This window comes from Streptomyces sp. CGMCC 4.7035 (assembly GCF_031583065.1).
In the GTDB taxonomy this organism is placed as follows: domain Bacteria; phylum Actinomycetota; class Actinomycetes; order Streptomycetales; family Streptomycetaceae; genus Streptomyces; species Streptomyces yaanensis.
Genome location: NZ_CP134053.1, coordinates 5148535 through 5172039, shown reverse-complemented (window position 1 = coordinate 5172039; position 23505 = coordinate 5148535). Strand labels below are relative to the sequence as shown.

General features: G+C 73.0%; 18 protein-coding genes and 1 pseudogene. 10 read left to right on the top strand and 9 right to left on the bottom strand.

What is annotated here, in order from left to right:
• Positions 1-200: 200 nt before the first annotated feature.
• Genes Q2K21_RS22470 through yczE form a run of 3 tightly spaced genes read right to left on the bottom strand, consistent with a single transcriptional unit; the run spans position 201 to position 3047 of the window.
• Positions 201-1547 (bottom strand): MFS transporter, encoded by a 1347-nt coding sequence (locus Q2K21_RS22470; protein WP_310773949.1) that lies wholly within the window; start codon positions 1545-1547, stop codon positions 201-203.
• Between the two features lie 43 nt (positions 1548-1590).
• Positions 1591-2358 (bottom strand): glycerophosphodiester phosphodiesterase, encoded by a 768-nt coding sequence (locus Q2K21_RS22465; protein WP_310773946.1) that lies wholly within the window; start codon positions 2356-2358, stop codon positions 1591-1593.
• Positions 2355-3047 carry a membrane protein YczE gene (gene yczE, locus Q2K21_RS22460; protein ID WP_386275504.1) on the bottom strand — a complete coding sequence of 231 codons (693 nt, stop codon included), beginning with the start codon at positions 3045-3047 and terminating at the stop codon, positions 2355-2357. The genes Q2K21_RS22465 and yczE overlap by 4 nt, the downstream gene beginning before the upstream one ends.
• 101 nt (positions 3048-3148) lie before the next feature.
• Between yczE and Q2K21_RS22455 the strand changes: the two genes are divergently transcribed.
• A complete protein-coding gene (locus Q2K21_RS22455; RefSeq protein WP_310773944.1) occupies positions 3149-4648 on the top strand; it encodes an SCO1417 family PLP biosynthesis transcription factor in 1500 nt (499 codons plus the stop codon).
• Positions 4649-4751: 103 nt separating this feature from the next.
• Here Q2K21_RS22455 and Q2K21_RS22450 read toward each other — a convergent pair whose 3' ends face one another.
• Positions 4752-6305: an ATP-binding protein gene (locus tag Q2K21_RS22450; protein ID WP_310773942.1), complete on the bottom strand. Its 1554-nt coding sequence runs from the start codon at positions 6303-6305 to the stop codon at positions 4752-4754.
• A gap of 37 nt (positions 6306-6342) precedes the next feature.
• Positions 6343-6537, bottom strand: a complete 195-nt coding sequence (locus tag Q2K21_RS22445; RefSeq protein ID WP_310773939.1) for a hypothetical protein — start codon at positions 6535-6537, stop codon at positions 6343-6345.
• Positions 6538-6874: 337 nt separating this feature from the next.
• On the opposite strand from Q2K21_RS22445, the gene Q2K21_RS22440 reads away from it, so the two are divergent.
• The 5 genes from Q2K21_RS22440 to Q2K21_RS22420 all read left to right on the top strand — a co-directional run bounded on the left by Q2K21_RS22440 (position 6875) and on the right by Q2K21_RS22420 (position 12545).
• Positions 6875-7267 carry an ankyrin repeat domain-containing protein gene (locus Q2K21_RS22440; protein ID WP_310773936.1) on the top strand — a complete coding sequence of 131 codons (393 nt, stop codon included), beginning with the start codon at positions 6875-6877 and terminating at the stop codon, positions 7265-7267.
• A 301-nt stretch (positions 7268-7568) separates the two neighbouring features.
• Complete coding sequence (locus Q2K21_RS22435) at positions 7569-8987, top strand: HEAT repeat domain-containing protein (RefSeq protein WP_310773933.1); 1419 nt, start codon at positions 7569-7571, stop codon at positions 8985-8987.
• Positions 8988-9313: 326 nt separating this feature from the next.
• Positions 9314-10486, top strand: a complete 1173-nt coding sequence (locus Q2K21_RS22430) for a glycosyltransferase family 4 protein (RefSeq protein ID WP_310773930.1) — start codon at positions 9314-9316, stop codon at positions 10484-10486.
• Positions 10483-11694 carry a glycosyltransferase gene (locus Q2K21_RS22425; protein ID WP_310773928.1) on the top strand — a complete coding sequence of 404 codons (1212 nt, stop codon included), beginning with the start codon at positions 10483-10485 and terminating at the stop codon, positions 11692-11694. Before Q2K21_RS22430 ends, Q2K21_RS22425 begins: the two co-directional genes overlap by 4 nt.
• Positions 11691-12545, top strand: a complete 855-nt coding sequence (locus Q2K21_RS22420; protein ID WP_310773925.1) for an SGNH/GDSL hydrolase family protein — start codon at positions 11691-11693, stop codon at positions 12543-12545. Before Q2K21_RS22425 ends, Q2K21_RS22420 begins: the two co-directional genes overlap by 4 nt.
• 407 nt (positions 12546-12952) lie before the next feature.
• Here the strand turns inward: Q2K21_RS22420 and Q2K21_RS22415 are convergent, their stop codons facing one another.
• The 4 genes and pseudogenes from Q2K21_RS22415 to Q2K21_RS22400 form a co-directional block, all read right to left on the bottom strand.
• Positions 12953-13822, bottom strand: coding sequence for a 5-oxoprolinase subunit C family protein (locus Q2K21_RS22415; protein WP_310773922.1), 870 nt, complete (start codon positions 13820-13822; stop codon positions 12953-12955).
• On the bottom strand, positions 13819-14436 hold the full coding sequence (locus Q2K21_RS22410) for a 5-oxoprolinase subunit B family protein (RefSeq protein ID WP_310773918.1): 618 nt from the start codon (positions 14434-14436) through the stop codon (positions 13819-13821). The genes Q2K21_RS22415 and Q2K21_RS22410 overlap by 4 nt, the downstream gene beginning before the upstream one ends.
• Positions 14433-15185, bottom strand: coding sequence for a LamB/YcsF family protein (locus Q2K21_RS22405; protein ID WP_310773915.1), 753 nt, complete (start codon positions 15183-15185; stop codon positions 14433-14435). The genes Q2K21_RS22410 and Q2K21_RS22405 overlap by 4 nt, the downstream gene beginning before the upstream one ends.
• Before the next feature lie 22 nt (positions 15186-15207).
• Positions 15208-15345 (bottom strand): annotated as a pseudogene (locus tag Q2K21_RS22400) (D-glutamate cyclase family protein); the annotation flags it as partial.
• Positions 15346-15419: 74 nt separating this feature from the next.
• Between Q2K21_RS22400 and Q2K21_RS22395 the strand changes: the two are divergent.
• The 4 genes from Q2K21_RS22395 to Q2K21_RS22380 all read left to right on the top strand — a co-directional run bounded on the left by Q2K21_RS22395 (position 15420) and on the right by Q2K21_RS22380 (position 23439).
• The gene (locus Q2K21_RS22395; RefSeq protein ID WP_310773912.1) at positions 15420-16133 is read left to right on the top strand and encodes a GntR family transcriptional regulator; all 714 of its coding nucleotides are present in this window, start codon (positions 15420-15422) and stop codon (positions 16131-16133) included.
• A 152-nt stretch (positions 16134-16285) separates the two neighbouring features.
• Positions 16286-17812 (top strand): hypothetical protein, encoded by a 1527-nt coding sequence (locus Q2K21_RS22390; RefSeq protein WP_310773909.1) that lies wholly within the window; start codon positions 16286-16288, stop codon positions 17810-17812.
• A 37-nt stretch (positions 17813-17849) separates the two neighbouring features.
• A complete protein-coding gene (locus Q2K21_RS22385; protein WP_310773906.1) occupies positions 17850-18737 on the top strand; it encodes a hypothetical protein in 888 nt (295 codons plus the stop codon).
• Positions 18738-18810: 73 nt separating this feature from the next.
• Positions 18811-23439: a coiled-coil domain-containing protein gene (locus Q2K21_RS22380; RefSeq protein ID WP_310773903.1), complete on the top strand. Its 4629-nt coding sequence runs from the start codon at positions 18811-18813 to the stop codon at positions 23437-23439.
• Positions 23440-23505 lie beyond the last annotated feature (66 nt).

Here is a 23505-nt window from a genome sequence, read left to right as displayed (position 1 = left end):
CGGTCGGCGGTAAAGATTCCCGTTCCGAGTCCCGTTCCGGGTCATGCGTCGCCGTCGTAGCCGCCCCTTGTTGTACCCACCGGCGCCCGGTTTGTCACATCTGCTAGCAGATGTCACCCAGCGTTTCGGCTCCATTGACGCGCAGTAACGGTACGCCTGGCAGGCCAAACGCGTACACTACAGGCCTTTGCCGTCAGGCGCTAAATCTTCTCGGGTACGGGATTGCCCGCGTCGCGCACCGCCTGCCGCACCGGAACCCGTGCCAGCAGCACGAATCCCATCGCGAAGAAGGCCACCAGCGAAATGATCGCGTCCCGATAGCTTCCGGTCAGCTGATAGGTGAGCCCGAACAGCAGTGGGCCCAGCCAGCTCATGCCGCGGTCGCTCATCTGGTACGCCGAGAAGTACTCGGCCTCCTTGCCGGGCGGAACGAGCTGCGAGAACAGCGACCGGGACAGCGCCTGGCTGCCCCCGAGGACCAGCCCGATACAGGCCGCCAGCACGAAGAACCACCCGGGCGCGCCCGCCGGCAGGAAGTACCCGGCACTCAGAGTCACCGTCCACGCGACGAGCGACCCGAGGATCGTGCGCTTGGCGCCGAACCTCCGGGCCAGTCGCCCCATGCCCAGGGCGCCTCCCACCGCCACAACCTGCACCATCAGCACGGCGGTGATCAGCGTCGACTGGCTCAGGCCCAGTTCCTCGGAGCCGTACACCGACGCTTGTGTCACCACCGTCTGAATGCCGTCGTTGTAGGTGAGATACGCCACCAGGAAGGCGAGGGTGAGCGGTTTGCCGCGCATGTCCCGGACCGTGGCCGCCAGCTGCCGCCAGCCCTGCACCGCAGGAGCCGTGAAGCTCACACTCCGGTCGCGCAGCCGCCTCAGCGGTACGACCGTGAAGGCGCCCCACCAGATGCCCGCAGAGGCCAGGCAGATGCGGACGGCGGTCGACTCGGAGACGCCGAAGGAGTCGTGCGCCGTGAAGAGGACCAGGTTGGCGATCAGGACCAGCGTGCCGGCCACATAGCCGAACGCCCAGCCGCGCGAGGAGACCGCGTCGCGCTCCTCGGGCCGGGCGATCTGCGGCAGGTAGGAGTTGTAGATCACCATCGAGACGGCCACCGACGCGTTCGCGACGATCAGCAGGAGACCGCCGAGCAGATAGCGGTCACCGTCCAGGAAGAACATGCCCGTGGTGGCCACGGCGCCCAGATACGCGCTCACGGCGAGCAGGGGCTTCTTGCGGCCGCTGCGGTCGGCCGCAGCACCCGCGAGCGGCATGACGAGAACCGCGACGACGATGGAGGCGGAGACGGAGTACGCGAAGAAGGAGCCCGCGCGGACCGGGAGGCCGAGAGGGTGTACATAGCCGTCCGCGTCCGCCGCCGCCTTGGCCACCGAGGTGAGGTAGGGGCCGAGGAACACGGTCAGCACGCTGGTCGAATAGACGTGGCACGCCCAGTCGTAGAAATACCAGCCGCGCTGTTCGCGGCGCCGTTCGGCGGCCTCGTCGGCCGCCACTGCCCGCACGGTGTCGGTGCCCACCCGTTCCCTCGCTTCTCCGTGGAGCGTGACCGCGCGGGGTTGCTCAGACCCAGGTGCCCCGGTCCTGCAGCACCTTGCGCAGCGTGCCGATGTGATCGGTCATGATGCCATCGACTCCCAGGTCCAGAAGGCGGTGCATGCGCTCGGGTTCGTTGACCGTCCACACGTGCACCTGCAACCCGCGGGCGTGGGCGGTGTGCACGAAGCGGTGGTCGACCACGCGGATGCCCGACTGGAACTCCGGTACCTGGGCGGCGACCGCCGAGCGGCGCAGCGCCGCCGGTATGCCCAAGGAGCGCAGCCGCAGGCCGAGCACGCCGCGGGTGCCGTACGACGTCGCCAGGCGCGGTCCGGCCAGGCGCTGGGCGCGGGCGGCGCGTGCTTCGGAGAACGAGCCGACGCAGATGCGGTCCCAGCAGTTCGCGCGCTCGATCAGGTCGAGCAGGGGGCGCAGGGCTGGCTCCGCTTTGACGTCCACGTTCCAGCGGACCTCGGGGAACTCCTCCAGCAGATCCTCGAAGAGGGGCACGGGCTCGCTGCCCGCCACGCGCGCCTGCCGCACGTCTTCCCAGGGCAGGTCGGCGATCCGGCCCGCCCCGTCCGTCACCCGGTCCAGGGTCGCGTCGTGGAACGCGACCAGCTTCCCGTCGGCCGTGGCGTGCACGTCCGTCTCGATGTAGCGGTACCCCGCCGCCACCGCGCGCCTGAACTGGATCGCGGTGTTCTCCAGGCCCTCCGCCGCCCCTCCCCGGTGGGCGAAGGCGATCGGGCCGGGATGGTCGAGATAGGGGTGGCGTATGAGGGTGGTCACCGGGGCAGTATCGCGCGATCCGGTTGCCCGGTGGCAACGACCGTGCTGCGGCCCGATGCCGAGGGGACGGCGAACACGCGCAGGAAGAGCTGGGCGAGCAGGCCGATGGACAGCGCGTACAGCACGGTGCCGACCCCGACGGTGCCGCCGAGGGCGAAGCCGGTCGCGACGACGGTGACCTCCACGGCGGTGCGGATCAGCCGGACCGAGCGGCCCGTGCGCCGGTGCAGTCCGGTCATCAGGCCGTCGCGCGGGCCCGGGCCGAAGTTCGCGGTGATGTAGAGGCCGGTCGCCACGCCGTTGAGCACGATGCCCGCCAGAAGAAGGGGAACCCGTACGGCCAGGGTGTGCACGCCGGGAAGCACGGACAGAGTGGCGTCCATGACGAAACCGATCACGAGGACGTTGGAGACGGTGCCGAGACCGGGGCGCTGACGCAGCGGGATCCACAGCAGCAGGACGGCCGCGCCCACGATCGTCAGCACCACCCCCATGCTGAGTCCGGTGAGTTCCGCGAGACCCTGGTGGAGGACGTTCCAGGGCTCCAGACCGAGACCTGCCTTCACGAGGAGGGCCGAGCTCGCGCCGTACAACGCGAGACCTGCGTAGAGCTGGACCAATCGCCGTCCCAGACGACTTCTGGAAGACGAGTCGGACGAGTCGGACGAGTCGGAAGAGCCAGCGGACAAGACATACCCCCCCTGTAGTGGTAGTGGCCTGAGGCATGTCACTCTGTGGCTTGGAAAGCGAAGCCATCCATGGCCAATTCCGGGAAGGTGGACTGGAAATCATGGCGCAGTGGACCTCGGCGGTGGGCGCGGCACAGCTCGCCCGGCTGCTCAACTCCCAGCAGGACCGTCCGTCCGGCCCCGGCACCCGCCGCCCGCCCGCCTATCGCGCGCTGGCCGACGGCGTCCGGCTGCTCGTCCTGGAGGGCCGCGTGTCGGTCGCGGCCCGGCTGCCCGCCGAGCGGGAGCTGGCGCTCGCCCTGTCCGTGAGCCGTACGACGGTCGCGGCCGCGTACGAGGCGCTGCGCACCGAGGGATTCCTGGAGTCCCGCCGGGGCGCGGGCAGCTGGACCGCCGTGCCGGCCGGGAACCCGCTTCCGGCGCGCGGGCTCGAACCCCTCCCGCCCGAGGCGCTCGGCTCGATGATCGACCTGGGCTGCGCGGCGCTGCCCGCACCGGAGCCGTGGCTCACCCGTGCGGTGCAGGGCGCCTTGGAGGAGCTGCCGCCGTACGCGCACACGCACGGGGACTACCCCGCGGGCCTGCCCGCGCTGCGTTCCATGCTCGCCGAGCGCTACACGGCGCGCGGCATCCCCACCATGCCCGAGCAGATCATGGTGACCACGGGCGCGATGGGCGCGATGGACGCGATCTGTCACCTCTTCGCGGGGCGCGGCGAACGTATCGCGGTCGAGTCGCCGTCGTACGCCAACATCCTCCAGCTGATGCGGGAGGCGGGTGCCCGGTTGGTCCCCGTGGCCATGGCCGACGGGCTCGGCGGCTGGGACCTGGACCGCTGGCGTCAGGTGCTGCGGGAGGCCGCGCCGCGGCTCGCCTACGTGGTCGCGGACTTCCACAATCCGACGGGCGCGCTGGCGGACGAGGACCAGCGCCGCCGCCTGGTGGAGGCGGCCCGTTCCGCCGGGACGGTCCTGGTCGTCGACGAGACGATGAGCGAGCTGCATCTGGAGGACGGACTGGAGATGCCGCGCCCGGTGTGCGGCTTCGACACCGCCGGATCCACGGTCATCACGGTCGGCTCGGCGAGCAAGGCGTTCTGGGCGGGCATGCGCATCGGCTGGGTGCGGGCGGCCCCCGATGTGATCCGCAGCCTGGTCGCGGCCCGCGCCTACGCCGACCTCGGCACGCCGGTACTGGAGCAACTGGCCGTGAACTGGCTGCTGAGCACGGGCGGCTGGGAGCAGGCGGTGGATCTGCGGCGCGGGCAGGCCCGGGAGAACCGGGACGCCCTGGTCGCCGCCGTACGAAGGGAGCTGCCGTCGTGGGAGTTCTCGGTACCGCACGGCGGCCTCACTCTGTGGGTGCGCACGGGTGGCGTGTCGGGGTCCCGTCTGGCGGAGGCCGGGGAGCGGGTCGGCGTCCGGGTGCCGTCAGGGCCGCGCTTCGGTGTGGACGGCGCGTTCGAGGGGTATGTGCGGCTGCCGTTCACGGTGGGCGGCGCGGTGGCCGAGGAAGCGGCGGTGCGCCTGGCGGCCGCTGCGCGCCTGGTGGAGACGGGCGCATCGGGACCGACGGAGGCACCGCGCACCTTCGTCGCCTGACAGCCGTCGGTCCAGCCCGTCCAGGGGTCCCCCTTGCTCGAAGGGCTTGGGGGAGTTCGAGGACGAGGCCCGGCCACGACGGACCGTCACGCCGACAACTCCGTCAGCCCTCCGCGGCCAGCGCCTTCGCCCCGACCGCCGCGACCGGTTCGCTCCGCCGCGGCAGCAGCTCCATCACCGCCTGCCGGTGGTTCTCGCTGGTCGCGTCGTCGTACGGATCAGGAGTGGCCGGCACCTGAAGGCGGTGGACCGGGCCCGAACCCAGCCGGGCGTAGCCGCGGCCGGGCGGGACGTCCTTGGTGGGTGTGGTGTGCGGCGGCGCCCCGAGCACCGCCTCCAGCTCGTCCGGGGTCGCCGGGCCGAGCACCACACGCGCGCGGGTGTGCTGGCGGACCGCGTCGGACAGCGCGTCCAGACCGTCGAACTGCTCGGCGACCACGACCGTGACGTTCGCCGCACGACCGTGCCGAAGGGGTACCTGGAGCAGCGTCTGGGGGTCCTCGCGGCCCTCGGCCGCGGCGAGATGCCCCAGCGCGCTCGGCCGGTCCAGCAGGATCCACAGGGGGCGCTTGACGTCGTCCGGCGGAGGTTGCCCGGTCTGCCGGGCCCGGTTCGCCGCGATCAGCCGCCGTTCCGTCTCGTTGGTCGCCCACTCAAGGCTCGCCATCGCCCCCGCGAGCCCCGACTCCACGGTCAGCACGCCGTCCCGGCCCGTCAGACACGCGTACTCGCCGGTGCCGCCGCCGTCCACGATCAGGACGTCGCCGTGCTGCAGCGCCTGGAGGGCGATGGAGCGCAGCAGCGTCGTCGTACCGCTGCCGGGTTCGCCGACGACGAGCAGGTGCGGCTCGGTGGAGCGCATTCCGGTGCGCCACACCACCGGAGGCACATCGCGCTGCTCCTCGCCGTGGGTGAGCGGGAGCGTGCGCTGGACGCCGGTCGGGTCGGTGAAGCCGAGGACCGTCTCGCCGGGCGCGGTCACGAAGCGCTGCGCGGTGATGTCGGTGGGCAGCGGCGGCAGCACGGTCACCGTCAGCTCGTTGCCCTCCTCGTCCCACCCGAAGTGGTACTCGCGGCCCCGGCCCGACTTGGCGTGCAGGAGCTGCTCGATCCGGGCCCGCGACTCGGCCTCCCCGTCCGTGAAGTAGGCGGGGTAGCGGACGAGGAGCCGCGAGATGCGGCCGCTCTCGTCGAAGTCGTACGAGGGGAAGGCCTGGGTCCAGTCCCCGCCGTGCGCGTACAGCGGAGCCGGGTCCTCGGCCGCCGAGAAGTACGGCACCAGTGCCTCGTACAGCGACCGCAGGCGTTTGGTCTGCGATTCGTCGGGGCCCTTGGGCTTCTGTACCGCGCGCTCGCGGCCCTTCCAGCCCGCCACCGCCATCACCGCGATGACGGCGAACAGCGGCCCGTACGGCACCAGGGCCACGACCAGGATCACCGAGGCGACAAGGAAGAGGAGCGGCCCCCGCCGGTCCTTCGGGGTGTCCGCCCACTTGCGCCGCCCGGCCGCGGCCAGCCGGCGCAGTCCACGCGTGATGGTGATCAGCGGGTGGAGGACGTCGGTGGCGCTGTCGGCCGCCGTCCGAGCGAGCACCCGGCTGCGGGCGATCTGTGCGCTGCCGTTGCTCAGAATGCGGGGGAGGGGGCGCCGGGCCACGTCGTGCTCCTGGAGGTGCGTGCGGAGGGGAGCGGGGTCAGAAATTGATCCCGCCGAGAAGGCTCGCGAGGCTTGAGCCGCCGGCCTTGATGCTCGGAGCGATGGCGGTGCTCGAGAGGTAGAAGCCGAAGAGGCCGCAGACCGTGGCATGCGAGCTCTTGAGGCCGTCCTTGCGGCAGAAGAGGAAGACGACGACGCCGAGCAGCAGGACGCCTGACATGGACAGAATCATTTGAGCTCTCCTGGTTCGTGGGGGCAGTCACCATGAGTACTTCCAGGATCACAGGATGTATCCATGTGATAAAGGGCGCAACTGGGTGGAATTTCGCATATTTCCCCCGGCTGGCTGAGCTGCTCTTCGCCCCTCGGGGAGCGCCACTGCCCTCACCAGGCGCTGCCGTGATCTTTGCCTGGTGCGGCGCCCGTCATGTGCCGTGGAAGCCAGTACGCTGGCGATTCACCCGTACGGCGTCACCGCTCGGTGCCGTATGGGCCCGCGTACGACCGCACCGCTCGCTGTCGTAGGCTCCCGCAGTCCCCAGCAGCAGTAGTGAGAGGCGGTCCGGCCGATGAGTGAAGCCCCAGACCCCGAGGTCGTGGAGCTGGCGACCAAGATCTTCGATCTGGCGCGCCGAGGCGAGAGTGAGACGCTCGTGGCGTACGTCGACGCGGGTGTTCCGGCCAACCTCACCAACGACCGGGGCGACTCCCTCGTGATGCTCGCCGCCTATCACGGACACGCCGACGCCGTCCGGGCCCTGCTGGCGCGCGGCGCGGAGGCGGACCAGATCAACGACCGAGGCCAGACTCCGCTCGCGGGCGCGGTCTTCAAGGGCGAGGTGGAGGTCATCCGGGCCCTCCTCGACGGCGGCGCCGACCCGGCCGCGGGCACTCCCTCGGCCATCGACACCGCGCGGATGTTCGGCAAGACGGAACTGCTCGAACTGTTCGGCGCACACTGATCCGAATGCTCTGACCAGCGAAAACACAAACAACGGGGGAGGCGGTACGGGGCCGCCCGAAATAAGGTCGCGGCAGCGAGAGACGCCGGGTCATCATGACGTCGTGATTCACGGACGCGATGGCTGGGCAGGTGTTGCCGCACCGCGCGGACCGTGATGCGGTCCGCATGGGCCACCGACGAGAGGCAGAGGAAGATGGTCTACAGCAAGCAAGAGACGGCGGGCGCCCCGACGTGTTGTCACGCGGCCAGGTAATGCGTGTTCCCCGGTTGCGTCGACGCTTGATGTGAGGCTTTTTCCCATGTTCGAACCGGTCATAGCGCCCAGCGGTACGCTGCTCGGCCTGCTTCAGAGGGGGCGCGGCGACGGTACGCTGCACGCGCTCACCGCACCGCGTGCCGAGGCGCTCGCGGCTCTCAACCACTGTGTGCTGCGCGACCCCCGCCACGACTGGCAGGTGGAGAACCGCTCCCTGTACTACGCCCGGCTCTACCTCGATCTGAGCGGCGAGCTGGACGACATCGAGGCGCACCTCTTCAGCGCCGAGGACGTCCTCGAAACCGATGACTGTCGCACCGGGCTCGCCCTCGCGGTCCTCGGGCACCTCGCCTCGTACGGCAGACGGGACGCACTCGAACTGCTGCGCAGGTATGCGGCCGTCGGCACCAACTGGGCCTGGGCCCTGGACGAGCTGGCTCTGCGTGACGACGACGCGGGGCTGCGCGCCCTCGCCGCGCCCGTTCTCGCGCGCTTCCCGTCGGATGCCGAGGGCGAGGCGGAACTCGCCGCCGCCGTCCGGGACGCCTTCGAGCCACGGCCCTGGCGGCTGTGGGCCGAAGACCCCCGAGATTCCATCGCGGCACGCGTGCGTGCCGCCCAGGAGGCCGGTTGCTTCGACCGGTGGCAGCGGCAGTTGCGGTCCAACGGGCCCCGGCCGGGATGGAGCGTGCAGGCCGTCTTCGACTGGGCCCAGCAGGGCATCGAACGCGGCGCCGTGCTCCATGTGCCGGCCGCCCGCTGCCTCACCGCCGTCGCGGGCCCGGAGGATCGTCCCGAGATCGTCGAGGCCGCCCGCTCGGGCAGCGAAGGGGCGCGCTGCACCGCCCTGCGCTACCTCGCCGACAGCAATGATCCCGATGCCCTCGGCCTCATCGAGGGCGCCGTGTCCACCGGTTCCGCGCTCGTGGTCGACGCGGCCGTGGACGCTTTCGAACGGATGCGCAGCGTCGCCGCCGTCGACCGGGCGCGCGGCTGGGCCCGTCGGCCGGACGCCCTGGGCGCCGCCGCCGGACGCATGCTCGCCTGCCGGGGCGGCGCGCAGGACAGTGATCTGGTGCTCGCGGCGCTGCGGGAGGCGGTACGGGGCGAGGGGCCCGACGCGCCGACCCTGTGGACCCTCGTTGACGGCGCCGGACGGCTGGGCATCGCCTGCGCTGCCCCCGTTCTGCGTCATATTTACCGCGAAACCGCCTCATCCCATCTCCGTGGCCGGGCCGCCCGCGCCCTGGCCGCCACGGATCCCTCCTTCCCCGCCGGACTCGCCGTCGAGTGCCTCTGGGACTGTGAGGAGTCCACCCGCGAGATCGCCGCACGGCACGCCGAGACCGGGGATGCCCGCGTCGTCGAGCAGTTGCGTCGGCTCGCCGCGGATCCGGCCGAGGAGGCCGAGGTCCAGACAGCCGTGCGCAGCCGGATCGGGCCCGACATGCCGGCCGTATGAACGTCCAGGTCGGAAACGTCCGGCATGCCGGCCGTATGAACCTCTGGATTGGGGCGCCCGACATACCGGCCGTATGAATGTCCGGAGCGGAACGCCCGGCACGCCGGCCATACGGACGTCCGGATCGGGTCCCGCCATCCCGGCTGTACGGACGTCTGGATCGGATCCCGTCATGCCGGTCGTATGAACGTGCGGTGACCCGGGAGTCAGGAGCGTATGGACATGGGCTGACCTGCTGGGCTGTGCAGCCCAACGCTCATGGGACGTTCCCCGGCCGGAAAGATCGACGTTGACGTGGCCACGTCCGGCGCGGCGAGAACACGGGTATGCGTGTCGTCATCGTGACCGAATCCTTTCCCCCCGATGTGAACGGCGTGGCCCACTGCGCGCTCCAGACCGCCCGGCACCTCGTCGATCGCGGTCACGCTCCCCTCGTCGTCGCCCCGGCCACCTCTGCCAAGTCCTCGACTTCGCTCGAACAGGGAAGTGGCTTTATCGGGACCGGGACCGGGCCCGACGCCCTCCTGCCGTGCCCGGTCGTCCGTGTTCCCTCCCTTCCGCTCCCCGGCTATCCCCAGGTACGCGTCGCCCTCCCCAGCCGACGTGTCGCCGCGGCCCTCACCGAACACCGCGCCGACCTCGTGCACCTGGCCAGCCCCTTCGTCCTCGGCGTCCGCGGCATGGCGGCCGCCGCCCGGCTGGGCATCCCGGCCGTCGCCATCTACCAGACCGACCTGGCCGGTTACGCCCGCACCTACATGGGCGCCGGTGAGGCCGCGGCCTGGCGGCGCATTCGCTCCGTGCACGCCGCCGCCGACCGCACTCTCGCGCCCTCCAGCGCGGCCCTGCGCGACCTGGAGGCGCACGGTGTGCCCCGGGTGAAGCTCTGGCCGCGCGGCGTCGACACCGTCCGTTTCCGGCCAGACCTGCGGGACGAGGCGATCCGGCGTGAACTCGCCCCGAACGGTGAGCTGATCGTCGGCTATGTCGGCCGGCTCGCCCCGGAGAAGCACGTCGAGCTGCTGGCCGGTGCCTGCGGCCTGAACGGCGTGCGCGTCGTCGTCGTGGGCGACGGGCCGAGCGAGACGACCCTGCGGGGCGCCCTGCCCGGCGCCGTCTTCCTCGGCCGCCGCACCGGCGACGAACTCGCCCGGATCTTCGCCTCGCTGGACGTCTTCGTGCATACCGGCCCGTTCGAGACCTTCTGCCAGACCGTGCAGGAGGCCATGGCGAGCGGCCTCCCCGTCGTCGCCCCCGCCGCGGGCGGACCGCTCGACCTGGTGACCCACGGCCGCACCGGGCTGCTCGTCCCGCCGGGCGACACGACTGCCGTACGGGACGCGATCGCGTCCCTGGCCGCCGATCCGGCGCTGCGGGCCGCGTACGGGGCCGCCGCACGTGCCACCGTCGAGGGCCGCACCTGGGCGGCCGTCGGCGACCAGCTCATCGGGCACTACGCGGACGTGCTCGCCGCGCGGAAGACGGCGGTGGCGGCATGAGCTTCGCGACCGAGCGGGCCGGCGGCGGTCTGCGGATCATACGGCTCGCCAACTTCGTGGCGCCCGCCTCCGGCGGTCTGCGCACCGCGTTGCGCGAGCTGGGCAAGGGCTTCAAGGAGGCCGGCCACCAGCCGGTGCTCATCGTGCCCGGCGAGCGCCACACCGACCGCGAGACCGAGCAGGGAAGGGTCATCACCCTGCCAGGACCGCTGCTGCCCGGCACCGGCGGCTACCGCGTCCTCACGGACAGGCGGCGCGTCGCCGCTCTCCTGGAGGAGCTGGACCCCGACCGCCTGGAGGTCTCCGACCGTACGACGCTGCGCTGGACCGGGAAGTGGGCGCGGCGCGCCCGGGTCCCCGCCGTCATGGTCTCCCACGAGACCACCGACGGCGTCCTGCGCACCTGGGGCCTGTCCGAGAACCTGTCCCGGCGCGCCGCCGATGCCCTCAACACCCGTACGGCGCACACCTACGCGCGCGTGGTGTGCACCACCGAGTTCGCCGAACGTGAGTTCGTCCGGATCGGGGCCCGTAATGTCGTACGGGCTCCGCTGGGCGTCGACCTGGAACAGCGCCACCCCGCGCTGCGGGATCCGGGGCTCCGCGGCCGGTACGCGCGCGGGGACGAGACGCTGCTCGTCATGTGCTCCCGCCTCTCCGTGGAGAAGCGGCCCGGTACGGCCCTGGACGCCCTGGAAGCACTGCTGCGGCGCGGGCGGCGCGCGGTGCTGGTGGTGGCCGGGGACGGACCGCTGCGGGCCCGGCTCGAACAGCGGGCGCGGGAGCGGGGGTTGCCGGTGACCTTCCTGGGCCACGTCGGTGACCGGGACGTGCTCGGCGCACTCCAGGCCTCCGCCGACGTATGCCTGGCGCCCGGACCGGCCGAGACCTTCGGGCTCGCCGCCCTGGAGGCGATGGCCTGCGGCACGCCCGTGGTGGCCAGCGCCTTCTCCGCGCTGCCCGAGGTGATCGGTTCCGCCGGCGCGACCGCCGTGAACCACGGCGACGCGTTCGCGGACGCCGTCGACCTGGTCATGGAGCGGTCCGAGTGCGAGCGCCGCGAGGCGGCACGCGCGCGTGCCGAGTGCTTCGGGTGGAAGACCGCGGTGGACGCCTTCCTCGCGGCGCACGACGCGCTGCCGGCCGACGTACCGTCGGCGGCCGGTGACGCCCGTGCGCGGGACGCCGCTCGGGAGGGCGTCGGATGAGACCCCCGCGGTTCCTCGCGCTCGGCGACTCGCTGACGGAAGGTGTGGGCGATCCGGTCGGGGACGCCTGGCGGGGGTGGGCAGCGCTCCTCGCCGCCGGCCTCGCCCCCGCAAACGCGCCCGCGGAGTTCACCAACCTCGCCCTCAGCGGCGCCCAGACCCGCGACCTCCTGGAACGGCAGACCCCGGCGGCGCTCGCCCTGTGCCCGGACGTCGTCTCCGTCGTCATCGGCGTCAATGACACCCTGCGCTGCACCTTCGACATCCACGCCGTCGCCGCCCGGCTCGACAAGGTGTACGCGGCTTTCCGGGAGCGGGACGCGGTGTTGCTGACGGCCTGTCTGCCCGACCCCGGATCGATGCTCGGACTACCCGGTGCGCTGGCACGCCCGCTGGCCCGGCGCCAGCGGGCCGTGAACACGGTCGTGCACGCGCTGTCCGAGCGGTACGGGGCCGTGCATCTGCATGCCGCGGAAGGGGACTGGATCGCCGACCGTGCGATGTGGAGCGCGGACCGGCTGCACCCGGGTGAGCGCGGGCACCGGCAGCTCGCCCTGCGCTTCCACGCCCTGCTTGCCGAGGCGGGCCTCGCGACCGGCACCCCGCCCTCGGCCGAGCCCGAGTTCCCCGCGCCCACCCGGTCGGCGAGCCTGTGGTGGCTGGCCACCGCCGGGACGGCCTGGGTGGCCAGGCGGTGCACCGACCTGCTCCCGCAACTGCTCACCCTGGCCGCCGCGGAGGTGCGCCACAAGGCCCGTGGAACCAGCGCGCGGCTGGACCTGAGCACCTCGCACGCGGTGTCGTCGGCGCTGGCCGCACTGTCGACGGGGGACCAGCCGGAAGCGGCGTGAGGGGACAGCCCAACTGCGACGCGCGACCGCGAGGCGGCGCCTTGCAGCGCAACTCGGCCACATCCAGCCTGCCCGGGGGTCCACCTGCTCGAGAGCTTGGGGAGTTCGAGGACAAGGCCGTTCAGGCCGAAGCGCCCCACCCGCCCGCGCGTTGCAGCGCGGCCCAGCCACATCCAGCCCGTCCGGCGTTTGAGGACGAGGCCGTTCAGGCCGAAGCGGGGGTCGGGGGGCGCAGCCCCCAGGCAGGGGCTCAGAGGACGCAGTCCCCGACGGGGGAGCCCGGGGGCGGAGCCCCCGGGGGGAAGGGACGGGTAGGGGCGGCGGGGGCGAAACCCTCGACGCCCGCACCACCACCGGGTGCCGGCCCACCTGGGGACGGCACCCGGCACGCCCGGCGGCGGCACCCCCTAGCGGCGGCGTACGGCCGCGAACCGCACAGGCGTGCCAGGCGCCGCCTGGGCCGCGGCCGCGAGGTCGGCGGCCCGCACGACCGCGATCACCGGGTACCCCCCGGTGGTCGGATGGTCGGCCAGGAAGACGACCGGTCTGCCGTCGGGCGGTACCTGAACCGCGCCCAGCACCATCCCCTCACTGGGCAGTTCACCCACCCGGGCACGTTCCAGCGCGGGGCCTTCCGTGCGCAGGCCGATCCGGTTGCTCGCGGCGGACACGCGGTACGCACCCGTGACGAGGGTGCGAACCGCGTCCGCCGTGAACCAGTCGTCGCGCGGCCCCGGCGTCACACGCAGCACGAGCTCGGCCGGCGGACCCGGCTGCGGGACGGCGTCCACGCGCGCGTGGGGGCCGATCGGCCTGCCGAGGGGCAACACGGCGCCGTCCGTGAGCGGTGGCGGGCCGAGTCCGGAGAGCAGGTCCGTGGAGCGGCTGCCGAGCACCGGCTCCACGGCCACTCCGCCCGAGACGGCCAGATAGCTGCGTACTCCGGAGCGCACGTACCCGACGTCGAGCAGCGCGCCACCCGGCACGCGCACCGGCCCTCCCCAGGGCACGGGCCGGCCGTCCACGGTGACCGGGCAGGGCGCGCCGCCGACCGCGACGGTGACCGCCGAACGCGGCCGCACGGCACAGCCGTTGAGCGTGGTCTCCAGTACGGCCGCCTCCGGCGGATTCCCCACCAGCCGGTTGACGAGCGCCGCCGCGGGCGCGTCGAGCGCCCCGGAGCGCGGCACCCCGAGATGGGCGTGCCCGGGTCGCCCCAGGTCCTGCACGGTGGTCAGCGCCCCGGCCCGTACGACGGCGAGCGCGCGGTCCGTCATCCGGACCCCACCGGGACGAAGCGGACGCGGGCTCCCGGAATGAGCAGCGCGGCCGGTACGCGCGCGTGGTCCCACATCACCGTGTCGGTCGTGCCGATGAGCTGCCAGCCACCCGGCGACGAGCGCGGGTACACGCCCGTGTACGGGCCCGCGAGCGCCACCGAGCCCGCCGGGACGGCCGTGCGCGGGGTGGCCCGGCGCGGCACGTGGTAGCGGTCCGGCAGGCCGGTGAGGTAGCCGAAGCCGGGCGCGAAGCCGCAGAAGGCGACCCGGAATGCGGCCGCCGCGTGGATCCGTGCCACCTCGTCCTGCCCCACGCCCCACAGCGCGGCCACGTCCGGCAGATCGGGACCGTCGTACCGTACGGGGATCTCGATCGCGTCCTCCGCGCGCGCGGGGACCGGTGGGATCTCCCAGTCGGTGAGCCGCGCCGCGAGCCGCGCCGGCTCGGGCAGGCCGTCGAGCAGGACCGTACGGGCCGCGGGCACGATCTCGCGCACCGTCAGCTCGCCGACCGCCCTGCGGCGCAGCAGCTCGGCGTGCAGGGCCTGGGCCTCCTCGCCACAGGACAGCTCGACGAGCAGGGCCTCGTCGCCCACGGGCAGAACCTTCACGCGAAGGCCTCCACGCGCACCCCCGAGGCCTCCAGTTCGGCGCGCACGCGGCGGGCCAGGTCGACCGCGCCCGGCGTGTCCCCGTGCAGGCACAAGGAACGTGCTCGCACCGGGATGTCGCGCCCGGAGTACGCGGTGACGACGCCGAGGCGGGCGAGGCTCACCGAGCGCTCCACGACCGTGTCGGGGTCGGTGACCACCGCACCGTCCTGACCGCGTGGCACCAGCGTGCCCTCGTCGGTGTACGCGCGGTCCGCGAACGCCTCGGTGACGACGGGCAGTCCGGCCTTCTCCGCCACCTCCAGGAACCGAGACCCGGGCAGCCCGAGCACAGGCAGCGTGGCGTCGGCGAGCAGCACGCCGTCGACCACCGCCTCCGCCTGCCGCTCGTCGTGGACCACCCGGTTGTACAGCGCGCCGTGCGGCTTCACGTACGACACCCGGGAGCCCGCCGCGCGCGCGAAGACCTCCAAGGCGCCGATCTGGTACGCCACTTCGGCCGCCAGCTCGGCGGGCGGCACGTCCATCGCGCGCCGCCCGAAACCGGCCAGGTCCCGGTAGGAGACCTGGGCGCCGATCCGTACGCCCCGTTCGGCCGCCAGCTCGCACACCCGCCGCATGGTGGCCGCGTCCCCGGCGTGGAAACCGCAGGCCACGTTGGCACTCGTGACGACGGACAGCAGCCGCTCGTCGTCGGTGAGCCGCCAGCGGCCGAACCCCTCGCCGAGGTCGGCGTTCAGATCGATCATGGTCCCTCCTGGTCCGGCGACGTCAGGCGACGCGGTACTGCTCGTCGCGGGCGTCGGTGATGAACATCTGCCCCGGGGCGTGGGTGATGGCGAAGGGCGGGCGCGAGGCCATCACCGCGGCCCGCGGGGTCACGCCGCAGCCCCAGAACACCGGGATGTCAAGGTAGAGGATCGTTGAACGATCCTTCAATACCTATGTTGTTTCGTTCCTGTATCTGCGATTGAATTCCGGGCATGGCAGAGCAGCCGGCAGGACTGGCCGACGATCGGGCCCTGCTGGGGCGCACCAGCACCGCCGAGCGGGTGGCGGACATCCTCAGGAGCCGTATCGCCGAGGGCTACTTCCCGCCCGGCTCCCGGCTCTCGGAGGACAGCATCGGCGGCGCGCTCGGTGTGTCCCGCAACACGCTGCGCGAGGCGTTCCGGCTGCTCACGCACGAGAGGCTGCTCGTCCACGAGTTGAACCGCGGCGTCTTCGTGCGCGTGCTGACCGTCGAGGACGTCGAGGACATCCACCGCACCCGCAGCCTCGTCGAGTGCGCCGTCGTACGAGGTCTCGGCGAGCCGCCGTACGCCCTCGACGGCCTCGCCGGGGCCGTCGAGGAGGGGCAGAGGGCGGCGCGCGAAGGTGACTGGAAAGGTGTGTCGACGGCCAACATCCAGTTCCATCGGGAACTGGTGGCGCTCGCGGGCAGCGAACGCATGGACGAGCTGATGCGCAGCGTCTTCGCCGAACTGCGCCTGGCCTTCCACGTGGTGGCGGACCCGCGCCGCCTGCACGAGCCGTACCTCGCACGCAACCAGCAGATCCTCGAAACACTCCAGGCGGGCGACCGCGACCGCGCCGAGCACCAGCTCGCGGCCTACCTCGACGACTCGCGGGCGGGTCTGGTCGAGGCGTACGGACGCCGGATGGCCGATGAGGGCCAGAGGGGGAGCGCCCCGTAAGGGGTGCGGGGCCGTGACATCGTGCGGCTCCGCCGCGGGGCGCGACCAGCCGCGACGGCCCGCCCCGGGAAAACGACCCGCGGTTCCCTGGCTCTCCCGGCGGAGCGCTTCCGTTTGGGCTGTTGTCAGACCGAGGACCTAATCTGTGCACCGTGACTTCGCCTGCATCGACGGACCGTGTTCCGCCCCAGCTCAGCGCGGGGCCGCGCCCTGCTCCGGGCCCGGCCGCCGACGAGGGGCTGGCGCGGCGGCTGCGCGCGCTCGCCTGTACCGCGCCGATCCACGACCTGGACGCGCGCAAGGCGAACCTCGCGGGTGAGTACTCCGTGTACGGGATGGCGGAGATCGCCCTCGCCGCCATCGACCTGGTCACGCTGAACATGGACTTCGACACCGGCGCGGACCACGACCAGATCGTCGCCCGCCTCATTCCGCGCATCGCCGCCCAGGGCCCGCGGCGCCCCGTCGCCGAGCATGAGCGCGTGGCCCGCTGGGTCCTGGAGAACCTGATCAACGTCGGCAGCGTCGACCGCGGGTTCCGTGCCGCATATGGCACGTTTGCTCCGGATGGCACATATGTCCGTCGTGACTACGACTTCAAGCTGATCGAAGAGGTGCCGGGGTACGGCGGAAGCGTCTACCTCCGCACGACGGACGAGGCGGTCAACGTCCTCGTCGGTGCCCTCGACACGGACGTCACCAGCGCGCAGATCGCCGCCGAGGTCAAGCTGGAGGTGCTGATCAGCCGCGGTCGCCTGGCCGACGCCCAGCTCGCCGCCGAGCAGGCGCGCTACCGGACCGTGCAGTACTCGGAGTCGCTGCGCAGGGCCCTGGAGGCGACCCGGCGCAACGTCCGGGCGGTGGACTGGCTCAACACGGTGCCGGACATGATCGCCGAGGCCCTCGACCACGTGGCCGACCGCTACCGCCACGAGAACGCGATCCTCACCAACATCCGCAAGGCCCGGGACGAGTCCGAGGACGCCGAGCAGAAGCGGCGCGCCGCCGAGCTCGTCGACATCGTCAAGGACTGCATCCGCAGGCACACGCAGCTGCAGTCGCGGCTCCTGGAGGCGGGCCCGCTGTTCCGCGCCGAGCAGGACCGGCAGGCGTTCGCCACGCCGATGACGACATCGGGAATAGATCTGTACGGGCACCTCGTGGCGCCGGTGCTGCCCCTCCCCCTGGAGCAGGCGATGCGCGTCACGGACGCCTTCTTCGCGCGCGGGACGGGGCTGCGCACACCCGCGTCCGTGCGCGTCGGGGACCTCGTCGAGCTGCTGCTGACGCCTCCGATGGAGCGTGAGCACCTCGGGGCCGAGATGCCCGAGCCGGATCTGATCGCCACGCCGGACGACAGCCGGTTCAGCGAGGACCAGCTGGCCGCCGCCATGGAGCTGCTCGATCTGCCGGCCGACGCGCCCCGCCGGCTGTCCGGACTGCTCGCGGAGGCACGCCGCCGGGATCCCGAACTGCCGTATCTCGTCGCCCTGTTGGCCGTGCACGCGGCCAGCCCGCCGGTCGGCACGGCTTACCGGCAGGGCGAGGAGAAGCTGCTGTTCGCCGTGGACGACGGCACGGAGCTGGACGATCCGGAGTTCGGCGGTGCGGATCTGATCGTCGGCACGGCTCTGCTGGACGCGGCGGGAATGGCTGCGGACCGGACGGAAGCAGCATGAGCAGCAACCAGTATCAGCGCAGCAAGGAGCCGCAACCGTGACCGAGCAAGTCGACTGGAGTGAGCCGGAGGCCGCCGCCGCGCCCGTGAGTGCCGCCGTCACCCCCGCCGACGCCGCCGACGCGGCGCGGCTCGTCGCCTTCGGGCTGCAGCCCAAGCTGCAGCCCGCGCGCGACCAGGAGTACGCGGAACTGCTGCGCCGCTACCGCGAGGACCCGCCGTTCGCACGGCTCGCCGACGCCGTCGCGACCGGGCTCGGTCTTGTCGTCCTGGAGGTGTCCCCGCGCGCGGGCATGGCCGTGACCGCGGCCGAGGACTCCGTGTTCGCCGTCCGTATGGGTGACTACGCGCGTCGCACGTCGGCCGACTCCGGGGACCGCTTTTTGCACGGGCTCGCGCACCTCGCCGTCGCGGCCCTGGCGTTCCCGCGCCCCGAGGACCTCGCCGACGACGGCTACATCGGGCGTGTCACGGTCAACGGCGTCGATGCCTTCGTACGCCAGGCCTGCCGTCGTCTGGAGGAGCGGGCGGAGGAGCAGGGCGAGAACACCGACCCGGCGACGGACGCGCCGGGCCTTGAGGCGGCCTGGCGCATCTGGGCCAGACGCAGCGCTACCGGGGCCACCAAGGACGCGCGCAGGCTGGCAGGTTCGACCACCGGCATCGTCGGCAAGGCCGCCGCGTTCCTCACCGACTCCGGGTTCCTGCAGCGCACGGGCGACGACAACGGCGGCACGTACCGCACGACGGCCCGCTACCAGCTCCAGGTCCGCGACATGGCGGGCACCGCCGCCATGGCCGAACTCCTCGAACTGGGCGTCGTTCCGGTGACCGACGGCACCGCGAGTCTGCTGCCCGCCGAGCACACCGACGACTTGGAGCTGGTGGCCGACGCCGGACTGCCGTTCCACTCCGGAAGCTCCTGAAGCCCCCGCGGCTTCCGAACTTCCCCCCACGTTTCCGAAGACTTAGCAAGAATCACGACGAGAGTCCGCCGCCATGTACGAGCTGTCCCGGGTCCGCCTCTACTCCATCGGCCCGGCCGGTGCGCGCTACGCCGACACCGTGCTGGACCTGCGGGGTGTGGGTGATCCGGTACCCGACCCCGCGCCCATCCAGGCGGAGTTCTTCGAGGAGGAGCCGGCCGGACCGCCCCGCCGGCCCGCACCCGCGGGCGTGCTCTTCCTGGAGAACGGCGGCGGCAAGTCCGTCCTGCTCAAGTTGATCTTCTCGGTGATGCTGCCGGGCCACCGCAACACACTCGGCGGCGCCAGCTCCGGTGTGCTGCGCAAGTTCCTGCTCGCCGACGACTGCGGACATGTCGCCCTGGAGTGGCAGCACACGCTGACCGGCGAGTGCGTCGTGGTCGGCAAGGTGAGCGAGTGGCGCGGGCGGCAGGTGTCCAACGACCCGCGGAAGTTCGCGGAGGCCTGGTACTCCTTCCGGCCGGGCCCCGGCCTCAGCCTCGACAATCTGCCGGTGGCCGAGTCCACCGCCGTACGGCCGCCCGTCGAGGGCGCCTCCGGGGCGCAGGGGCGGCGCCGCACGATGAAGGGCTTCCGGGACGCCCTCACGGAGGCGGGCAAGGCGTACCCGCACCTCGAAGTGCACTGGGAGGAGATCCACGACCGCTGGAACGAGCATCTGACGGACCTGGGCCTTGACCCGGAACTCTTCCGCTACCAGCGGGAGATGAACGCCGACGAGGGCGAGGCCGCCGGTCTCTTCGCGGTCAAGAAGGACTCCGACTTCACGGACCTGCTGCTGCGCGCCGTCACCGACACCCGGGACACCGACGGACTCGCCGACCTGGTCAGCGGTTTCGGCAACAAGCTGGGGCGACGTTCCGAGCTGATCGCCGAACGCGATTTCACCGCCGGGTCGGTGGACCTGCTCGGGCGCATCGTCGACGCCGCCGAGGCGCGGGCGCGGGCGCGGGACGTCCACGCGGGCGCCGAGCGGCGGACGCGCACGCTGGCCCGGCGACTGTCCGCGCGCGGAGTGCGGGAGCGGGTACGCGCCGCCGACCTGGCCCAGCGGGTGACCGCCGCCGCGTACACGGTCACGCATGCCGAAGGTGCCAGGGAGCGCACTGCGCTGGTCGCGGCCGAACTCGCCTACCGGCACGCCTCGCTGGCGCTGGCCGGCGCCGAGAAGGCCGCCGCGGCGCAGAAGCGCGAGCTGGCCGACGCGCGCCAGCTGTACTCCGCGTGGCAGGCCGCCGAGGCCGTGCTGCGGCACCGCGCCGCCGCCGACCGCTCCGCGCGCGTGGCCGCCGCGATCCGTGAGGCCGAGCGGGACGCCGCGCCGGCGCTCGCGGCCCGCGCCAAGGCCGCCGTCGATCTCGTACGGGCGCTGCACGCGGCCGCCGAGAGCGCCGAGACCCTCGCCAACGAGGAGGAGGAGCGGTCCGCCGCGCTCCAGGAGGTCGGTGAGTCCGCGTACCGGGACTCGACCGCCGCCGCCACCGAGGCGCAGCGCGCCCGCAGCGAGGCCGGACACCTGCGCCAGCGCCTCAGCGAGGTCGAGCAGGAGACCGCCGAGGCCGTGCGCGCGGGCTGGCTGGACGACACCGCACCCGACGCGGACCCGGCGCGGGCCGCGCTCGCCGCCAGCGACGCCGAGAAAACGGCCGTCGCGGCCTGGGACACCGCACGCGAGGCCTCCCGCCGGGCGTCCGAGCACGCGCGTGAGGCGGCCTCCGCCGAGTCCCGCGCGGAACTGACGGCGGCCCGCGCGGCGGACGCTGCCACGGCCGCCGAGCGGGCGTACGAGGGCGAGCGCCGGACGGCGGAGGCGCTGGCGGCCGAGGAGCGGCTGGCGGAACTGCTGAGTCTGTCGGGAAGCGGCGCCCGTACCCGGGTGCCGGGACCCCGGCGTGACGAGGACACGAGCGCGACCGACGCTCCGACAACGGGAGAGGGCACCCTCACCCCCGAGGAACTGGACGGCTTCGCCGACGAACTGCGCGAGCTGCTCGACGACACGGTCTCCTCCGCCGAGCGGCAGCTCTTCGAGCTGCGGACCGCGGCGGCCGACGACGCCCGCATCCTCGGCGCGCTCGGTGACGGCGGACTGCTTCCGCCGGGCCCGGACGTGCTGGCGACCGTCGAGTTCCTCGGCGAGCACGGCATCCCCGCCCTGCCCGGCTGGCGCTATCTCGCCCAGGCCGTCGACCCCGCCGACCACGCGCGCGTGCTGGCCGCCCGCCCCGAACTGGTCGACGGCGTGATCATCACGGATCCGGACTCGCACGCCCGGGCCCGCGAGGCGCTGAGCGACGCCGCGTTGCTGCCTCGTTCAGCCGTCGCCGTCGGCACGGCCGCCGCGCTGCTCGCCCCGACCCCGGCTCTCGACGAGGGCGACAGCGGCGTGTTCCTCGTACCGCCGAACCCCGCCATGCACGACGAGTACGCCGCCGACGAGGAGCGCCAGGCGCTGCGCGCGCGGGCCACCGAGCGGGACGAGGAGATCCGGGCGCTGGCGGCCCGGCTCGGCAAGGACCGTGAGCTGGCGGCCCGGCTGGCGTCCTGGCGCACCGGCTGTCCTGCCGGACGGCTCACCGAACTCGCCGCGGCCGCCCAGGACGCGCGCGCGTTCGCCGAGGAGGCCGAGGCCGAGCTGGCCGAGGCGCGCACCGTCCGGGCCGAGACCGACGAGGCCGCCGCCGAGGCCGCACAGGTGCGTGACGAGCGGCAGGAGGCCGCGCAGAAGGCCCGGCGCGCCGCCGACGCGCTCGCCGGACTCGCCTTCCGACTGCGCGAACGCGCCGGATGGCAGGTCAAGCTGCGTGAACTCGCCGACGAGGCGGTCGAGTCGGAGGCCCGCGCCCAGTCCTGTCTGGAGCGCGCCCGAGCCGCCGACGAGGACCGGCGGGCCGCCCAGCGCGCCGCCGACGACGCCCGCCGCACGGCGCGTGCGCTGCGCGCCGAGCGCGCGGAGATCGCGGGTGCCCCCGACGACGTACCGGAGGACGACGAGAACGGGCCGAAGGCGTCCCTCCCCGCTCTCCGCGAGGCCTATCGGGCGGCCTCCCAGGTGTACGAGAAGGTCGGCGTCGGTGCCGACCTGCGGGCCGAGCAGGCACGGGCCGAGAGTGACGAATCCGCGGCACTCGCCGAACTGGACCGGCTCAGCAACAAGGTGCGCACGCGCGCCGAGCAGCTCCTTCAGTCCCCGGACGGCTCCGACGGCCCCTCCCGGCAGGCCGCCGCCGTACGCGCCGAGGAGCTGGTGCAGCTCCTGGAGACGCGCATGTCCACGGCGAGCGAGCAGCTCGGCCGGCTTCGCGGCGAGGCCGAGCGGCACGCGCCGGAGAACGGCGAGGCCCACACCGAGCTGCCCGAGGAGCTGGTCCCCCGGGACACCGAGCACGCCCAGGCCCTGCTGCGCACGGCCACCGGCGAACTTGCCTCCCGCACCGAGGCATTGAGCCAGGCCCGCGAGGCCCACGCCGAACTCCTCGACGCCCATCGGGCGGCCGAGGACGCCGCCGGCGGCTTCGACGAGATCGCCGCGATGCTTCGTGACCTGCTGCGCGAGCACACCACGGACGAGGAGCAGGAAGCGCCCGAGCCCTACCCCGGCACGCTGGAAGAGGCCCGGCAGGCCGCCGCCGAGGCCCGCCGCTCGCTGCGCGGCTGCGCCGGCGATCTGTCCGCCGCCGAGGCCGCCGTGCGTGAGGCGAGCGATGTCCTCGTACGGCACGCCAACTCCACCCGGTACGAGCACGTCCGCACCCCCGCCCGGCAGCAGATCCGCGAACTGCCCGCGTCCGCGCTGCCGGAGCACGCCCAGCGGTGGGCGGAGGCCTTCGCACCCCGGCTGCGCGTGCTGACCGACGAGTTGGCGCAGCTGGAGCGCAACCGGGACTCGATCGTGGACCGGCTGCGGGGACTGGTCGAGTCGGCCCTGGCCACGCTGCGGTCGGCACAGCGGCTCTCCCGGCTCCCCGAGGGGCTGGGCGAATGGTCCGGGCAGGAGTTCCTGCGGATCCGGTTCGAGGAGCCAGACCAGGCCACGCTCGTCGAACGGCTCGGCGAGGTCATCGACGAGGCGACCCGCGCGGCCGTCAGGAAGAACTCCGACCTGCGCCGCGACGGCATGTCCCTGCTCCTGAGGGGAGTCAGCGCGGCGCTCCAGCCAAAGGGCATCGCCGTCGAGATCCTGAAGCCCGACGCCGTGCTGCGCGCTGAGCGCGTGCCGGTCGGGCAGATGGGCGACGTCTTCTCGGGCGGGCAGCTGCTCACCGCCGCCATCGCGCTGTACTGCACGATGGCCGCGCTGCGCTCCAACGACCGAGGCCGCGACAAGCACCGCCACGCGGGCACGCTGTTCCTGGACAACCCCATCGGGCGCGCCAACGCGACGTACCTGCTGGAGCTCCAGCGGGCCGTCTCGGACGCGCTGGGCGTCCAGCTCCTCTACACCACCGGCCTGTTCGACACGACCGCGCTCGCCGAGTTCCCGCTGGTCATCCGGCTGCGCAACGACGCCGACCTGCGGGCCGGACTGAAGTACATCCGCGTGGAGGAACACCTCCGGCCCGGACTGCCGCAGCAGCCCCAGGGCGGAGAAGCAGTGCACAGCGAGATCACGGCGACACGGATGTTCAAACGGCCCGCGTAGCCGTCAGGTCTGCCCGGCCCCGGGTCACGGGGGCATGGTCATGGGGGCATGAGGGGCGGCGTGCCC

Bases quoted from the DNA above. Each gene is read 5' to 3' on its own strand.
- Q2K21_RS22405 (WP_310773915.1), bottom strand. From the start codon at position 15,185: ATGATCGATCTGAACGCCGACCTCGGCGAGGGGTTCGGCCGCTGGCGG.
- Q2K21_RS22455 (WP_310773944.1), top strand. From the start codon at position 3,149: ATGGCGCAGTGGACCTCGGCGGTGGGCGCGGCACAGCTCGCCCGGCTG.
- Q2K21_RS22425 (WP_310773928.1), top strand. From the start codon at position 10,483: ATGAGCTTCGCGACCGAGCGGGCCGGCGGCGGTCTGCGGATCATACGG.
- Q2K21_RS22445 (WP_310773939.1), bottom strand. From the start codon at position 6,537: ATGATTCTGTCCATGTCAGGCGTCCTGCTGCTCGGCGTCGTCGTCTTC.
- Q2K21_RS22430 (WP_310773930.1), top strand. From the start codon at position 9,314: ATGCGTGTCGTCATCGTGACCGAATCCTTTCCCCCCGATGTGAACGGC.
- Q2K21_RS22380 (WP_310773903.1), top strand. From the start codon at position 18,811: ATGTACGAGCTGTCCCGGGTCCGCCTCTACTCCATCGGCCCGGCCGGT.
- Q2K21_RS22415 (WP_310773922.1), bottom strand. From the start codon at position 13,822: ATGACGGACCGCGCGCTCGCCGTCGTACGGGCCGGGGCGCTGACCACC.
- Q2K21_RS22440 (WP_310773936.1), top strand. From the start codon at position 6,875: ATGAGTGAAGCCCCAGACCCCGAGGTCGTGGAGCTGGCGACCAAGATC.
- Q2K21_RS22435 (WP_310773933.1), top strand. From the start codon at position 7,569: ATGTTCGAACCGGTCATAGCGCCCAGCGGTACGCTGCTCGGCCTGCTT.
- Q2K21_RS22395 (WP_310773912.1), top strand. From the start codon at position 15,420: ATGGCAGAGCAGCCGGCAGGACTGGCCGACGATCGGGCCCTGCTGGGG.
- Q2K21_RS22420 (WP_310773925.1), top strand. From the start codon at position 11,691: ATGAGACCCCCGCGGTTCCTCGCGCTCGGCGACTCGCTGACGGAAGGT.